At 42.7% G+C, this 16,667-nt stretch carries 11 protein-coding genes and 1 pseudogene; 4 read left to right on the top strand and 8 right to left on the bottom strand.

Annotated features, from left to right (window positions below):
- Positions 1-311: 311 nt before the first annotated feature.
- The 6 genes from astE to RJ01_RS12960 all read right to left on the bottom strand — a co-directional run bounded on the left by astE (position 312) and on the right by RJ01_RS12960 (position 7,755).
- Positions 312-1,292, bottom strand: a complete 981-nt coding sequence (gene astE / locus RJ01_RS12985) for a succinylglutamate desuccinylase (protein ID WP_034171397.1) — start codon at positions 1,290-1,292, stop codon at positions 312-314.
- Between the two features lie 21 nt (positions 1,293-1,313).
- Entirely contained in the window at positions 1,314-2,654 is a 1,341-nt protein-coding gene (gene astB / locus RJ01_RS12980; RefSeq protein ID WP_034171396.1) for an N-succinylarginine dihydrolase, read from the bottom strand.
- A 23-nt stretch (positions 2,655-2,677) separates the two neighbouring features.
- Positions 2,678-4,147 carry a succinylglutamate-semialdehyde dehydrogenase gene (gene astD / locus RJ01_RS12975; RefSeq protein WP_034171395.1) on the bottom strand — a complete coding sequence of 490 codons (1,470 nt, stop codon included), beginning with the start codon at positions 4,145-4,147 and terminating at the stop codon, positions 2,678-2,680.
- The gene (gene astA, locus RJ01_RS12970) at positions 4,147-5,178 is read right to left on the bottom strand and encodes an arginine N-succinyltransferase (RefSeq protein ID WP_034171394.1); all 1,032 of its coding nucleotides are present in this window, start codon (positions 5,176-5,178) and stop codon (positions 4,147-4,149) included. Before astA ends, astD begins: the two co-directional genes overlap by 1 nt.
- A gap of 13 nt (positions 5,179-5,191) precedes the next feature.
- On the bottom strand, positions 5,192-6,409 hold the full coding sequence (locus tag RJ01_RS12965) for an aspartate aminotransferase family protein (RefSeq protein ID WP_034171393.1): 1,218 nt from the start codon (positions 6,407-6,409) through the stop codon (positions 5,192-5,194).
- A 71-nt stretch (positions 6,410-6,480) separates the two neighbouring features.
- A complete protein-coding gene (locus tag RJ01_RS12960) occupies positions 6,481-7,755 on the bottom strand; it encodes a Glu/Leu/Phe/Val dehydrogenase (protein ID WP_171248480.1) in 1,275 nt (424 codons plus the stop codon).
- A 202-nt stretch (positions 7,756-7,957) separates the two neighbouring features.
- On the opposite strand from RJ01_RS12960, the gene RJ01_RS12955 reads away from it, so the two are divergent.
- Complete coding sequence (locus RJ01_RS12955; protein WP_034171392.1) at positions 7,958-8,380, top strand: Lrp/AsnC family transcriptional regulator; 423 nt, start codon at positions 7,958-7,960, stop codon at positions 8,378-8,380.
- Between the two features lie 871 nt (positions 8,381-9,251).
- Here RJ01_RS12955 and RJ01_RS12950 read toward each other — a convergent pair.
- Both RJ01_RS12950 and gabT read right to left on the bottom strand, forming a co-directional pair.
- A complete protein-coding gene (locus RJ01_RS12950) occupies positions 9,252-10,700 on the bottom strand; it encodes an NAD-dependent succinate-semialdehyde dehydrogenase (RefSeq protein WP_034171411.1) in 1,449 nt (482 codons plus the stop codon).
- A gap of 16 nt (positions 10,701-10,716) precedes the next feature.
- The gene (gene gabT, locus RJ01_RS12945; RefSeq protein WP_034171391.1) at positions 10,717-11,979 is read right to left on the bottom strand and encodes a 4-aminobutyrate--2-oxoglutarate transaminase; all 1,263 of its coding nucleotides are present in this window, start codon (positions 11,977-11,979) and stop codon (positions 10,717-10,719) included.
- Between the two features lie 582 nt (positions 11,980-12,561).
- Between gabT and RJ01_RS12940 the strand changes: the two genes are divergently transcribed.
- The 3 genes and pseudogenes from RJ01_RS12940 to RJ01_RS12930 all read left to right on the top strand — a co-directional run bounded on the left by RJ01_RS12940 (position 12,562) and on the right by RJ01_RS12930 (position 16,664).
- The gene (locus RJ01_RS12940) at positions 12,562-14,064 is read left to right on the top strand and encodes a PLP-dependent aminotransferase family protein (RefSeq protein WP_034171390.1); all 1,503 of its coding nucleotides are present in this window, start codon (positions 12,562-12,564) and stop codon (positions 14,062-14,064) included.
- A 413-nt stretch (positions 14,065-14,477) separates the two neighbouring features.
- A complete protein-coding gene (locus RJ01_RS12935; RefSeq protein ID WP_034171389.1) occupies positions 14,478-15,923 on the top strand; it encodes an amino acid permease in 1,446 nt (481 codons plus the stop codon).
- 49 nt (positions 15,924-15,972) lie between these two features.
- Positions 15,973-16,664, top strand: a pseudogene (locus RJ01_RS12930) (IS1595 family transposase).
- Positions 16,665-16,667: the final 3 nt, after the last annotated feature.

Below are 16,667 nucleotides of genomic sequence, written 5' to 3'. Positions count from 1 at the left end.
CATATTATCTTTCAATAACATTAATTTTTACTATTTAGAGCCAGTAGAGTTAATCCTTTATCAGCCACTAAATAATGTTTACACGACTTGCAAAACCTATGCCAAATTCAAATATTTTTTATTAAAAAATAATAACTTAATAAATAATAAACGCAAAAAAATCCACCAACCATAAGTTACCTTATAATCAGTAGATAAAAATATTGAATTAATATTTTTAACAATATCCATATATTCAATTCCATTGAAAATTAATTTAACGACTTAAGTTCGATAAACCACCATCAGCACATTTAATAAATTGATTAAAATCATCCTGAATAAACCTCAGTTAAGATCAGCCCTGCTCTTAATCCCTTTTTCACTTGAGTATTCGGAAACAAAATCCGAACCTGCTCTGGTGCAGTCACATACGGTTTGCCCTGTTGTAAGGCAATGACAGCACCAGTTTCAAACACAGAAAAATTAGGCGCAGCATCTGCCAAATTCAGTTGGAAGTCTTCTTCAGTTTTGATGATCGAATCAACGACTCGAAAAATTTGAATTGCTTGTTTTTGGCGCACAGGTAAGGACTGCTCACTCACCACAGCGCGAAGCACATGATTAATCGCATCGAATGCTGTCAAATCATTTTGTCCAAAGGGTTTTGCATGACCAAGTTCTAGCGTCGAACTGGCCGCTTGAAACTGAGAGCTGCTAAAGTGTGTAAAGGTACGACCTACGGCATTGTGATACACTAAGGCATCCAATTCCGCAGCGTTTAGGCTGTCCAACATCGCAGCATCATAGTCATGGGTTTGATAAGGAAATAAGGCAAAAGTCGGCAACAAAGATGGGCGAATCGCGGTATGCAAATCGTAATGATAGCGTCGTACTTGAGCTGGACTATCATTAAAAAAAGCGGTGACGATCTGTTCTAAGACCGCCACCCGCTGCGCTTCAACTGTGTCGGTAAATTGTTGATAGGCTCCGCAGAACATGCGGTTCATATCATTTTCAACATAGCGTTGCCCTGAGCGAATCGCGATAGGATTCCCTAAAATCAACAATAACTTAACCTTGAGCTCTAATACCCCTGCAAACAAATCTTGACTCAGCTGCGCCAACAACTCGATTGGCGCAGTTTCATTGCCATGCACACCCGCGGAAAACACGACTGCTTTTTCATAAGCCTGTTTCGGCGTAAAAGATAAAACACCTTCAGCCAACCATTCCCAACGAAAATCATGCTGTACGCCATGCGTAACTGTCAGGAAACGTTGTGCTAGAACATCCCCTAGAAAATCTATCATCTGCTTTCCCTGCACGATTGCTTAACGTTGGAAGTGATACACCGAACCTAAGTTCAAAATTTGCGTCAATTCATCTAACGCAGTACGGCTTTCAATCAGTAATTGCGGGTCAGCCAAATCTTGTTGCGCCAACTGGTCACGGTAGTACTGATCCACCCACGTGTTTAAACGGGTAAACAAGGCATCATTCATGAACAGGTTTGGGTTGATTGCATTTAGCTCTGCTTCATTCACCGCCACGCGTAAACGTAAACATGCAGGGCCACCGCCATTGCGCATACTTTCACGTAGGTCAAACACCTTGATGTCGTCAATCGGTGTACCCATTTGGATCATGTCGTTTAAATAACCCCACACTGCTGGGTTTTGACGTGATTCTTCAGGCACCACAATGCTCATCCCGCCATCGGCACGCGTGAGCAATTGACTATTGAACAAATACGTATTGACCGCATCTTTCACAGAAACACGCTGATCAGGTACTTCAATGGACACGAATTCGTGACCCAAGCATGCCATTTTTTCGCGAATTTCTGACAACGCTTTAGACTGATTCAAAAATGCATGCTGATGGTGGAACAAGACGTTCTGGTTACTCACCGCAATCACGTCGTTGTGGAAGACGCCTTGGTCAATCACATCGGGATGCTGCTGTATAAATACCGTTTGTTCTGCTTTGAGCTGGTGCAAACGTGCTACTGCTTCACTCGCCTCAAGAGATTGACGCGCAGGATAGTGTTTCGGTCCAATACCTCCACCGAGGAACTGCTGACCATAGACAAACACTTGCACGCTGGCTTGATCATAAGCACCGCCTAAACGGTTATGATTCGCCGCGCCTTCATCACCGAACAATGCCACTGGCGGTAAAGCTTCGTGATGGGCAAAGTGACGTTCATCGTTAAACATCGCCGCCATAACACGCGATGTGGTGTCATGTTCAATCGAACGGTGGAATTTGTTGTTTAAATTCGCCGCAGTAAAATGCACACGACCATCTGCACTGTCCGCCGACGGTGAAACCGTTGCCGCATTGGCAGTCCACATGCACGATGCAGAACTCAACGCGGATAACAATGCAGGCGAAGTACGCATCGCTTGTTCAATCACACTGTGATCATCCTCACGGAAACCTAATTTTCGTAGAGTCGGGACATGGGGGCGTTCTTGCGGTGCAAATACACCCTGCTTTAAACCCATGTCAGCCAAAGCTTTCATCTTTAACAGACCTTGCTTGGCAGCCAACTTCGGGTTGGAAATATTATTTTGGTTTTTGGTGGATGCCTCGTTTCCGAATGACAATCCCGCATAATGGTGTGTTGGACCGACTAAACCATCAAAATTAATTTCATAGCCTGACATTTCTAAACTCCCTTTTTGTCGACTTACAGCACAATGCCTGGCGATAATTTTTCAGGTAGGCTTACCTGCTGACTTTCCAGTGATGCCATTGGCCATGCGCAGTAATCTGCGGCATAGAAAGCACTGGCACGATGGTTTCCTGATGCACCTACACCACCAAAGGGTGCAGCACTTGATGCGCCTGTTAATGGTTTGTTCCAGTTCACAATGCCTGCACGTGCTTCAATCAATAAACGATCAAACAGCGCACGGTCAGGTGAAACTAGACCCACCGACAATCCAAAACGAGTGCCATTTGCTAGTGCCAAAGCCTCATCGAAATGGTCATAACGATAGATACAGCTCAATGGACCAAAATATTCTTCGTCAGGTACGTCACTCACATGAGTCACATCTAAAAGACCTGGACTTAACAAGCTACTGTTGGCATCCGCTTGAGTCACAGGGAGCAGAACTTGCGCTCCTAAATCAATCAGGCGTTGTTGTGCTTGTAAAATTTGCTGCGCAGCATGCAATGAAATCACACCACCCATAAACGGTTGTGGCTGAGCATCCCACTGACCCACCACCAAGTTACGGCTGACTTCAACTAAACGTTGAATGAAGGCATCGCCTACAGCGCCATTTTTAATGATTAAACGGCGTGCACAGGTACAACGCTGACCTGCTGAAATAAAGGCAGATTGGACGGTTAAATTCACCACCGCATCAATGTCGGTAATCTCGTCGATAATTAATGCGTTATTACCGCCCATTTCTAAAGCGAGAATTTTTTCTGGAGCACCAGCCAATTGTTTATGCAGGTGATAACCTGTATTGGCACTGCCTGTGAATAACAAACCATCAATTTCATGCGATTGTGCAAGTGCCTCACCTGTGCTACGGCCACCTTGCACCAAGTTCAATACACCCGCAGGTAAACCCGCTTCTTGCCATAATTTGACTGTTTCTTCCGCAGTCCACGGCGTCAATTCACTTGGTTTAAAGACCAAAGTGTTGCCTGCAATCAGCGCAGGGACGATGTGACCATTGGGTAAGTGACCGGGGAAGTTATACGGGCCAAATACAGCCAACACACCATGCGGACGGTGACGTAAGGACGCTGCACCATCTGGCATTGCCGTCAGACTTTCACCTGTACGTTCGTGATAAGCACGCACTGAAATCGCTACCTTACCAATCATCGACTGAACCTCAGTCAACGTTTCCCAAATCGGCTTACTGGTTTCACGACTAATAATCGTTGCAAGCTGTTGTTTGTTTTGTTCTAACAAGCTGGCAAATCGTTGAATAATTTCAAGACGCTCAGCTAAAGGGCGACGTGCCCAAGCAGCAAAGGCAGCACGTGCAGACTGACAAGCTTGTTCAACTTGCTCAGCTGTCGCTTCTGCACCGTGCCAAATTGTTTCTTGCGTAACAGGATCGAGTTTGTACCATGCCGCACCTTGCGCTGGAGACCATGTCCCGTTTATATATAGATTCCCTTGTGACATTATTTTTGCTCCATCTTATCTAAAGGCAACATACGAATGCTTTGCCCTGCTTGCACACCAAGGGCATGCGCTTGTTCTACCGTTAAACTTAAACTGTCTGACTCAGCCGCATGCTGAATCAAAATCGCGCGATAGTCTTGATAGCGATCATTTGCCACCAAATAACGCCCTGCATCATCTGGAACGCTATCGACGATTTTCACTGCACAAGTGTGACTGTCTTTGACAGCACGCAGGCTACTGACTTCGGCTTCAAGTGTCGGGCCTGCATCAAAAATATCGACATAACCTTGGTAACACAGCCCTTCTGACTCCAACACACGAGAGGCTGGAACCGTCTGCGGATGCACCTGTGCAATTACTTGTTGCGCAGCCATCGGCAGCAAGTCGATATACACAGGAAAACGTGGCATCAACTCCGCAATAAAGACTTTTTGCCCTATACCACTGAGGTAATCCGCAGTCGAGAAATCCATATTGAAAAAGTGATGGCCTAAGGCATCCCAAAATGGCGAACGACCATTTTCATCGGAATAACCACGCATTTCCGCAATCAGCTTATTTTGAAAAGCCTGTTTAAAAGCAGCGATAAACAGAAAACGGATCTTCGACAGCAGTTTTCCATTTTGGTCTTTGCGGTACTCTGGGTCTAAAAACAGAGTGCAGAGTTCGCTACAACCAGTATGGTCATTGCTTAAAAACAGCGTATTTAAGGTTTTATAAACATTCAGAGTTTGTGAGGCATGGACTTGTTTGCCCACATGGTAGTTATAAAAAGGCTCAGTTAAACCCACTGAAACTTCAATTGCACTGACGCCAACCACACGTTGTAACAAGGTATCTTCTAAAACAAATAAATAGCCCTGTTCACTCGGTGTTGCCTGACCCGCTAAGGTCTTTTGCGTGCGTGCAATACGAGCCGATAAGATTTCTTTATTTTGGGGTAAAGAAGTCAGGCCAATGCCAGACTTCCCCGCCAGAATGTAGATATCATCTAAATCTCGATGCTCTGCATGTCTAACAATCATCATAACCAGTGGCCTATCACGCGCCAGCAAAGCGCGCGAGCGCACGTTCAAAGCGTTGTAAACCTGCTTCGATATCTGCTTCTGGAATAATTAATGATGGTGTAAAACGAACGACGTTTGGACCTGCAACCAGCGCCAATAAGCCTTCTTCACCCGCCAAAGTCACGATGTCTTTAGCTTTGCCTGCATATTCAGCTTTCAGTACACAGCCAATTAATAAACCTTGACCACGAACTTCTTCAAATAAGCCATAGCGTGCATTTAACTGGTTTAAGCCGTCAGCAAAAATTTGCGCACGTGTACGTACACCATTCAACACTTCTGGGGTATTGATCAAACCAAATACAGCATTTGCTACGGCAGATGCCAAGGGGTTACCGCCATAAGTCGTACCATGGTCACCCACCACAAACATGTTGGCATATTTGTCAGTTGTGATCATCGCACCAATTGGGAAACCACCGCCGAGAGCTTTGGCTGTGGTTAAAATGTCTGGAGTCACATCAGTGTTCATATAGGCATATAGAACACCTGTACGACCCACACCTGTTTGCACTTCATCAAAAATCAGTACAGCACCATGCTGGTCACACAGTTCACGTAAGCCTTTTAAGAATTCAGGATTTGCGGTAATTACACCACCTTCACCTTGAATTGGTTCAACAATCACTGCACAAGTGTCTGCATCAATTGCTTCACGTACTGCATCTAAGTCATTGAATGGTAAGTGCTGAATACCTTCTGGAAGCGGTGCAAAGTCTTGTGAATATTTCGGTTGACCACCAGCTGTAACCGTAAATAAAGTACGACCGTGGAAAGCATTTTTGAATGCAATAATTTTATTTTTGCGCGCCGAGCCTGAAAGTAGACCCACTTTGCGCGCAAGTTTCAAAGCCGCTTCATTGGCTTCTGCACCAGAGTTACAGAAGAACACTTTATCTGCAAAGGTGTTATCGACCAATTGTTTTGCAAGTGCCAGTACGGGTTCGTTGGTATAACCATTGCCAATGTGCCAGAGCTTTTGACCTTGCTCAACCAAAGCATTAACCGCCACAGGGTGAGCATGCCCAAGTGCATTGACCGCAATACCACCTGCAAAATCAATATATTCTTTACCTTGCTGATCCCACAAACGAGAACCTTCGCCACGCACAGGAATAAACTGAGCGGGTGCAAAAACTGGCACCATATACTGATTAAAATCTTGGCGAGTAGGTTGACTATTCTGGTTCATGGTTTGTTCTTCCTTAATAAATCTGATGTTGTTCTGTCTTGAATGTGCCCCGAAGGGCACGAAACTCCCCCTTAACCTGGGAAAATTCCTCGTTCTTTACGTGCTTTTAAGATACGTTGACATGCCAAGATGTATGCCGCTGTACGAAGGCTGCACTGCTTTTCGCTCGAAGTGAACCAAACGTCTTCAACTGCTGACACCATAAGTTTGTCTAAACGCTGATTGATCTCTTCTTCTGTCCAGAAATAGCTCGCCATGTCTTGAACCCATTCGAAGTAACTCACAGTTACACCGCCTGCGTTACACAGTACATCCGGGACTATCGTGATTTGACGCTCTAACAGAATGTCTTCTGCATCTGGATAGGTTGGACCGTTCGCACCTTCCAAGACCAATTTCGCAGTTAAGTGCTGCGCACGTTCAGCGGTAATCTGACCTTCTAAAGCAGCAGGAATTAAAATATCCATGTCCACTGTCCAGAATGCTTCGTCTTCAATTAAAGTGGCATCAGGGAAACCTGCTACACCTTTATGAATCGCAACATAGTCCTGTAACTGCTTAACATTCATGCCTTCTGCGTTAAAGATCGTACCTGTGTGGTCTTGTACACACACCACTTTCGCATTGGCTTTGTAGAATAAGTATGCAGCCTCACTACCCACGTTACCGAAACCTTGGATCGCTACACGGCTACCTTCAAGTGCAAGATTGATTTTCTTAGCCACTTCTAAACCTGTCACAAACACACCACGGCCCGTCGCACGGACACGACCTAAAGAGCCACCTAAGTGCACAGGCTTACCTGTTACTACACCTGTTACGGTATGACCTTTAATGCTTGAATAGGTGTCCATCATCCAACCCATAATGTCTGCATTGGTGCCTACATCTGGAGCAGGAATATCGGTTTGTGGGCCGATGATTGGGCTAATTTCGCTGGTAAAACGACGAGTCAGACGTTCAAGTTCTCGTGGAGACAACTTGCGAGGGTCTACACGGATACCACCTTTAGCACCGCCATACGGTAAGTTTAAAACCGCAGTTTTAATTGTCATCCACGCTGAGAGTGCCATGACTTCGTTGAGTTCAACATCTGGATGGTAACGAATACCGCCTTTACCAGGTCCACGTGACAAATTGTGCTGTACACGATAGCCTTCGAAGTGCTGAATTGAACCATCGTCCATCACAATTGGCACATCAACAATCAAAGCGCGCTTTGGACGCTTTAAAGTGTTGATGAATGGAATTAAGTCGTCTTCCAGATATGGCGCAACACGGTTAATCTGTGCAAGATAGGTCTGCCAAGCGCCACTATTGTCCATTTCATATGACAAAGACATGATATTTCCCTTTAAAATTTGCTGAATCAAATCCATTAAATAGATATGAGACACCTCCTGTAGAACACATCGCCTCAGCTCGATGTAACGCTCACTAGAGTGCTTCTCAATACGCATAGTATGAAAAATCAAATTGCGCCCAAAAAGTTGTAAATTTGATTAAAATGAAATAAATTTCATCAAATTGATAACAGGAAAAATCAAAATGAACGATACGGACAGTCAAATTCTCGGCTTACTACAAGACAATGCCCGTATCTCGATTACCGAGATTGCGAACAAGCTCCATATCTCTCGAAATACCGTGCAAAAGCGTATTGAATATCTGGAAACCAGTGGTTTGATTACAGGCTATACCGTACGGATTAAACCGGGTGCTGAGAAAAATAGTATCCGTGCTTGGATGAATATTATGGTGGAAGGCACCAAGACCAGTGGAGTGGTCAAAGAGCTCAGAATCGACCCTGCTGTGCATACCTTGCATAGTACCAATGGCAAGTGGGATTTATTGGTCGAATTGAAGTCTGACAGCTTAGAAAATTTTGATCGGATTTTAGAAAGAATTCGAAATATTTCAGGCATTTATAACACTGAAACCAGTATTTTGCTTTCTACCTATAAAGTGTAAAGTCAATAAAGGTAATCAGGGAAATTTATACTGTGTATATCTAGCCTATTGCCTTCAAAGTCAAAAGACACTGTAAATTGGATCCTGAACTAAAAATGTATAATCGAGAAATCCATAAAAGAATAACCGAGATTGGCATAGAGTGAAAAGACTCGGTTTGAGATTCAATTTAACTGCTAGCGTTTACAATTTAGGTTTCGTAAAAATGAGTTATGAATGAGGTCTATAAATTATTAATAAAAAAATAGATAATTCTTATTTACATCTAGACAATAAATACTCTCTATAATGTAATTTTTTTACAAAAATTTAAGTAAATTTGGAGTTAAAAATCCTTATTTTTTATGTAAAGGCTACCAATGTTTTCTATTGCACTAATTATTCTGATTCATTTTTTTACCTTTCTTTTCTAATAGCAATATATTTACAGATTATTTATTTTTTTAATTACAAGGAAAATAAGGAAAATGGCAGGATAAAAATACTACACCATCGGGGAGCATATGTTTTAGTCATACTGATATTTTTAATTCTTATATATCTTTCTTTAGGTGGAAAAATTTCTGATCTCAACCTCATGGGATTAGAACATTGGTAATCCCTCTAAAAAATAAAAGGGTCTAAAAATAGAATTTTCTCTTAAAATATAAACAGGATATTCAGTATGAAAGTATCCTATGGCTAGCCTTCGATTGAATAGTTGAGCAATTGAAATCAAACATCATTTCTCGTAGAAACAAGAGATAACTTCAGATCATTGTTAGACCTTACAATATTTTAAAATAAATCGACTCTCCCCTTATACGCCCATAAAAAAATCAGCCTTGAATGGGCAAGACTGATTTCTTTAACTGATGGTTACTGGACTGACTTATACAGATAAGTCCACACACAAATATTTCATTTCGAGATATTCATCGATACCAAATTTAGAGCCTTCACGACCTAAGCCAGACTGCTTCACACCACCAAAGGGAGCTACTTCATTTGAAATCGCACCTGTGTTGATGCCGACCATACCGTACTCAAGCGCCTCACCAACACGCCACTGACGTGCTGTGTTTTGGGTAAATAGGTAGGTTGCCAGACCAAATTCAGTGTCATTCGCCATTTGAATCGCTTCTTCTTCCGTTTTAAAACGGAACAGCGGTGCCAATGGGCCAAAGGTTTCCTCTTTCGCCACTTTCATCTCTTGTGTCACTTCTGTTAAAAGTGTCGGTTCAAAGAAAGTACCGCCTAGGCTTGAGCGTTGACCGCCAATTTTAACCTGCGCACCTTTACTGATGGCATCGGCAATATGCGACTGTACTTTTTCAATCGCAGCTTCATCAATCAGCGGGCCTTGAGTTGAAGTCTCAACTCGGCCATCACCGACTTTTAAATTCGCAACAGCAACTGTCAACTTTTCAACCAATGCATCATAAATACCGTCTTGCACATAAATACGGTTAGCACATACACAGGTCTGTCCGCTATTGCGGAATTTGCTGGCCATAATGCCTTGTACTGCTTGCTCAAGATTAGCATCGTCAAACACCAACACAGGTGCATTACCGCCCAACTCTAAAGACAGTTTTTTGATGGTTGGCGCACATTGTTGCATTAAGATACGGCCAACTTGCGTTGAACCCGTGAAGCTTAACTTCTTCACAGTGTCGCTTTCACACAATGTTTTACCCACTTCGCTTGAATCACCACTGATGTGTAATAACACATCTTGTGGCAAACCTGCACGTAGCGCTAATACTTCCAAAGCATAAGCCGTTAAAGGCGTTTGCTCAGCAGGTTTCACAATCATCGAGCACCCTGCGGCAATGGCAGGTGCGGCCTTACGTGTGATCATTGCTGCGGGGAAGTTCCACGGCGTAATTGCGGCCGTAACCCCAATCGCCTGTTTGATTACCAGCAAACGCTGGTTCGGCAGTGTTGGTGTTAAAACATCACCATCGATACGACGTGCTTGTTCTGCAAACCAACGAATAAATGAAGCAGCATAGCCAATTTCACCACGTGCTTCTGCTAAAGGCTTACCTTGTTCAGCAGTCAAAATTTGAGCCAATGACTCTTTATTTTCCTGCATCAAATCAAACCAAGCCCAAAGCACATCAGCACGTTGTAGCGCTGTTTGCGCTTTCCACGCAGTTTGTGCCTTTTGAGAACGAGCAATCACCTGCTCAACTGACGCGCGGTCATGGGATTTCACCCATGCCAAAGTGTCAAGTGTTGCGGCATCTTTGACTTCGATGTAACCGCCATTTTCGGGCATATCAAAACGAATATCTGGATGCTGTAATAAATCTTTATATTGCGCTTGAAGCATAGTCATTACTCTTCAATTATGCTGCTGCAGAAAGTGCAAAACCTTGTTTTAAAATGTTTAAGCCAGCACGGAATTGTTCTGCAGGAATCGTTAAAGGATATAAGAAACGGATCACATTACCATAACGACCACAGGTCAAAATAAGCAAGCCATTTTGCATTGCATAGTTTTGAATCGCTTTCGCTTGATCTGCCGTTTCCAATTCAACAGCAACCATTGAGCCTAAAGCACGAATATCTTGAACAATAGAAGAAGATTGTTTGAGTTCGTTTAGAACTTCAACCAACTCTGCGCCCAATACATTTGCACGTTCACAAAGACCTTCTTCTTCAATCACGTCCAGTACCGCATGTGCAGAAGCCACAGCCACTGGGTTACCTGCATAAGTACCACCTAGACCACCTGGGTTTGGTGCATCCATCACTTTAGCACGACCAACCACGCCAGAGATTGGGAAACCACCACCAAGACTTTTCGCCATCGTGATTAAATCGGCTTTGGTTTCATAATGATCCATGGCAAACAACTTACCAGTACGGGCAAAGCCTGTCTGTACTTCATCTGCAATAATCAAAATACCATGTTGGTCACACAAAGCACGTAAACGCTTTAAGAATTCAGCAGGAACAACGTTGAAACCGCCTTCACCTTGAACAGGTTCAAGCACAATAGCTGCTACATCATGTGCCGCAATATCTTCTGCGAAAATGTCTTCAATGCTTTCAATTGCAACATCTACAGTAATGCCTTTTGACTCTACTGGGTAGCGCGCATGGAAAACACCTGAAGGCATCACACCAAAGTCACGTTTGTACGGTGCAGTTTTACCCGTCATTGCCATAGTCATAAATGAACGACCGTGGAAACCGTTACCAAAAGTCACAATACCGTGACGACCTGTGTAAGAACGTGCAATTTTCACTGCATTTTCTACAGCTTCAGCACCAGTAGAGAAAAATGTTGTTTTCGCTTCACCAGCAATTGGTGCACGTGCATTAATACGTTCAGCTAAAGAAACATAGCTTTCATACGGTACAACTTGGTACGCTGTATGGGTGAATTTAGTCAATTGTTCAGTAACAGCAGCAATAATTTTAGGATGACGGTGACCTGTGTTCAGTACTGCAATACCCCCCGCGAAGTCAGTATATTGATTCCCTTCAGCATCCCAAATGGTGGAATTTTCTGCTTTCTCCGCATACCATTGACACATGACACCAACGCCACGAGGAGTCGCTTTTAGTTTACGTGCGTTCAGTGCAGAGTGTTTACTGTCCATTTTGTATCCTCATTCTTGATTCATACATTTATAAAATTTCAGCGTCCCGATCATGCTTTTTGCTGATATACAAAGGACGTAGGGTTTATTGCATTTTGCGCTTTTATTGGCACTAGACGAGAGCCACTTTTCATCAGATAGATGGAGCCAATTCACCCGCCCCCTTTATAATTATTCTCCACAATAAATATTTATTTATTAAAAATTAATAATTTAAAAAATATAAATTTTTAAAAAGCATACTTATTCAAGAGGGCCATTACGGTATTCAATCGAATCACCCAAAATGCTAAAGAAGCCCAAAATTCAGCAAATGACTAGGCTAACCTAGAAAACATTTATGTCCTTCTTTAGGCTTTTCTAATTGTATTTTCAAGCCGTTGTATTCGATTATGTAAATCATCTAAAAAAACTTTTGCTTTGGATGCGACTTGTGTATATTTCCAGCCCCTTAGTCGCGGGCATTTATTTGCTTCCAACGTCTACAAGCGAAATGCTTTACAACGGCTGCCTGACGAGATAATTTTGCATTTATGGTAATCGCTCACGAAAAGCCATTTAAATATTGTAGGAGAGAGCCAATTGCGTAGCTTGCTTGGAGATTATTTACTGCAACGATTACAGCAAGATATTGACGGAACCCTACAATTGCGGTTGTTTCGCTGCCTACGCAACGCCATTATTGACAGTGTACTCGCACCCAGAACCCGCTTACCTGCATCACGTGACTTAGCCAAAGAAATTAAAGTCTCACGCAATACCGTACTCAGTGCGTACGAACAATTACAAGCGCAAGGCTATGTTCAAGCACGTACAGGCCAAGGCACGTGGGTGGCTGAAAAACTGCCTGAATCCTTTTTGGTAAAAGCTGAAAATACCAATAATCAAGCTCAAGAAAAAAAGACCCAGCAAAATTATAATTTGTCGCAGCGAGGTTCCTATCTCATCGGCTATTCAGCTGCATCGCCTTATCAATGGGGTGCGTTTGTGCCCGGGGCACCTGATGTCACAGAATTTCCACACCATATTTTTAGCCGTATTCAGACCCGCCTCAGCCGTGAACCTGAAATTAATAGTCTTATTTATAGCAATGCAGGCGGTTGTTTAGAGCTGCGCCAAGAACTAGCGGAATACCTCAAAATTGCGCGTTCGGTGCAATGCGATGCAGACCAAATCATTATTACCGAAGGGACACATCAGGCGATCGATTTGGTTTCACGGACCTTAAGTGACCCAGGCGATGAAGTTTGGATTGAAGATCCTGCTTATTGGGGAGCACGTAATATTTTACGCATTAATGGCGTGAATCTACGCTCCTTACCTGTCGATCAAGAAGGCATTATTCCTGACCTAGACCCAAAAACCCCGCCTAAACTGATTTTTGTGACGCCTTCACATCAATACCCTTTAGGCTCGCACTTAAGTTTAGAACGACGTAAACAACTAATTGCCATCGCACGCCAGCATAAAAGCTGGATTGTGGAAGATGACTATGACAGTGAGTTCCGCTTCTCGGGTCAGCCCTTCCCTTCTTTGCAAGGTTTGGAACCTGATGCACCTGTCATTTATATGGGAACCTTCAGTAAAACCATCTATCCTGCTTTGCGGATTGGCTATTTGGTGGTCCCTAAAAAGTTATTTTCACCACTGCGTATTGTGGCATCGGAGTTGTATCGAGGTGGGCATTTACTGGATCAAAAAGTCTTGGCAGAGTTTATCCGTGAGGGCCATTATGAAGCACATATTCGTCGTATGCGTTTACTCTATAGCAAGCGTCACGCCTTTTTAATCGATCTGATTACACGTCATCTTGGGGCAGACTTCCTGCATGAATACAATACAGCTGCTGGTTTACATTTGATTTTAAAGCTGCCGAGCAACATGGATGATGTGTTGATTGCCAGCAATGCACTTGATCAAGGCGTAAAAGTTCGAGCGCTGTCACAATACTATACCAAGCATTATTCAACACGGCAGAAAGGACTACTATTAGGCTTTGCCTGTGTCCGTGAACAGGAAATATTGGTGGCTTTTGGTGTGTTACTCAAATGTCTGCGAAATGCAGGAGTTCGTACGCTGAGTTGATTATTTTTATAAATTAGATACTTAAGTTTTCTTACAACCCTTCGACTTGCGACTAAAGCCGCAGTTACAAAGCTGAGTTTTGCTGCTTCATTCTATAAATTATTGAGATGAGAGTAAACATTGGCTCCCCAGCTTTTCACATTTTAGCTGCAATTGGCTCCTTCCAAATGCTAAAAAATGGCTCTCGTTTACTGAGAACAAAAAAGAGAGATTAGGTGCATACATAAACAACATGTAACCGTTTTGTAGCCAAAGTGTGATTTTTCACGCTTTGCCAGGAATATCAGATTTATTCATTTTTGCCTTAATAATGATAAAGCCTCTGATCATTCGGTTACAGTTTTAAAGGATGAGTAGTCCGAAAAAGGCTTTGCCCATTTTGAAACTACTTCCTTAAGATTAAGGAAAATTATATGGAAGCACCTAAACAAAGCGCTGTGCCGCATGCATCTCAAGGCTTAAAAAATGGACTTAAGTCGCGTCATCTCACCATGATCTCGATTGCGGGTGTCATTGGTGGTTCACTGTTCATCGGCTCGGGAAATGTTATCTATTCGGCAGGCCCTGCTGCAGTTTTGGCCTATGCGTTTGGTGGATTACTCATTCTGTTAATCATGCGCATGCTAGGTGAAATGGCTGTTCTCAATCCAGACAGTGGGTCATTTTCAACCTATGCAGATCGTGCTATTGGCCGTTGGGCTGGTTTTACCATTGGCTGGTTGTATTGGTGTTCTTGGGCTTTGCTGATGGGTTGGGAAGCGTATGTCGCAGGTAAAATTCTCAACAGTTGGTTTCCCTTTATCCCGATCTGGGGTTACATGCTGGTCGTAATTGTGTCCTTAGTTTTGGTTAACTTACAAAATGTTAAAAACTATGGTGAATTTGAGTTTTGGTTTGCACTCATCAAAGTAATCGCGATTATGATTTTCTTAGTGATTGGTAGCTTGGCTATCATGCATTTATGGCCTTGGGGTCAAGCAAGTGCATCAGGAATCACGCATTTAACTGCGGACAGCTTCATGCCGAACGGTTTCTCGGCAGTGATCACCGCCTTACTTGGGGTTATGTTTGCCTATATCGGTGCTGAAATTGTTACGGTTGCGGCGGCAGAATCAGAAAATCCTGCCCGTGAAATCCGTAAAGCGTCTAACTCTGTGGTTTGGCGAATTATGTTGTTCTATGTCGGTTCAATGTTTATTACCGTATGCTTAATTCCACATAACAATCCACTATTAAAAGATCCAACGTGGGGAACCTATAGTGTGACTTTGTCAGCACTTGGCATTCCAGAAGCAAAACACATTGTAAATTTTGTAGTACTGACCTCGGTATGTAGCTGCTTTAACTCGGCACTTTATACCTGTTCACGGATGTTATTTTCACTGTCCAAACGTGGCGATGCACCGAAAAGCTTCGGCTCAATCAACCGTAATGGTAGTCCATGGATGGGCGTTCTGGTCTCGTCATTATTTGCTCTGGTGGCGACGTACCTTACCGCTACTGAAAGTATGAATGTCTATGACATCTTCATGTTAGCAACAGGTACAGCAGCGTTGTATGTCTACTTGACTATTGCCTTCTCACAATTACGTATGCGTAAAAAATTAGAAGCTGAAGGACAAGTGATTGACTTTAAAATGTGGTTATTCCCTTGGCTCACTTATCTTGCCATCGCATTTATTATTGGCGCGCTCATTACCATGCTTGTGGAAGGCACCTACTTCAAAGAAGTGACGTACACCAGTTTACTTGCTCTGTTTATTGTTGGATTGGGCATCTGTACACAGAAGTTTAATTGGGGAAAGCATGCTCAAGATAAGCCAATGAACACTCAAGTCGATTTGAGCAATAACCTTTAATTTTAAAATAGGCTCTAGACTAGCAGAATAGATATGTTAGTCCAGAATCATGATAGAAAACAGCAAATTAAGTAACTATAAGATTAAAAAAATTATTCAGTGCTTTTGCATTGATATTCCTGCTTCTAAAACAGCCTTATTGCTTAACTTGAACCGTAAGACCATCAACTATTGGTACATGCTTTTTAGAGAAGCAATCTACGATCATCAGACAGATTTAAGAGCAAAGTTTGTAGGTTCTATTAAAGTTGATGAGAGCTATTTTGGAGCAAAAAGACAACGTGGTTTTCATGGGAAGTTGAAGCGAGGTCGAGGTACTTTAAAACAACCTGTATTTGGAATATTTGAAAGGAATGGTCGAGTACAGAAATAGTCCCTGATTGTAAAAAGACTACATTACAACAAGTTATCTTAGGTAAAGTTGCACTTGAAAGTGTAATTTATAGTGATGGTTGGCGTGGATACAATGGTTTGGTAGATGTTGGTTACTCAAAGCATTTTAGAGTAAATCATGGAGCGAATGAATTTGCCAGAGGACAATGTCATATAAATGGAATAGAATCATTCTGGAATTTTTGTAAAAGAAGACTAGCAAAGTTCAACGGTATATCAAAAGAGTATTTTGATTATCATCTTAAAGAAACAGAATGGCGTTGGATGAGGGAGACTAATGAGCTAGCAACAGAGTTGTGGAACCTCATTAGGTGTACTAGCTTGTATCTTATCCCTCATAGTGATTAGCTA

The sequence above is a fragment of the Acinetobacter sp. YZS-X1-1 genome, assembly GCF_000804305.1.
Lineage (GTDB): Bacteria > Pseudomonadota > Gammaproteobacteria > Pseudomonadales > Moraxellaceae > Acinetobacter > Acinetobacter variabilis.
The sequence above is the reverse complement of the archived record's forward strand: the minus strand, read 5'-3'. Positions and strand labels throughout refer to the sequence as shown.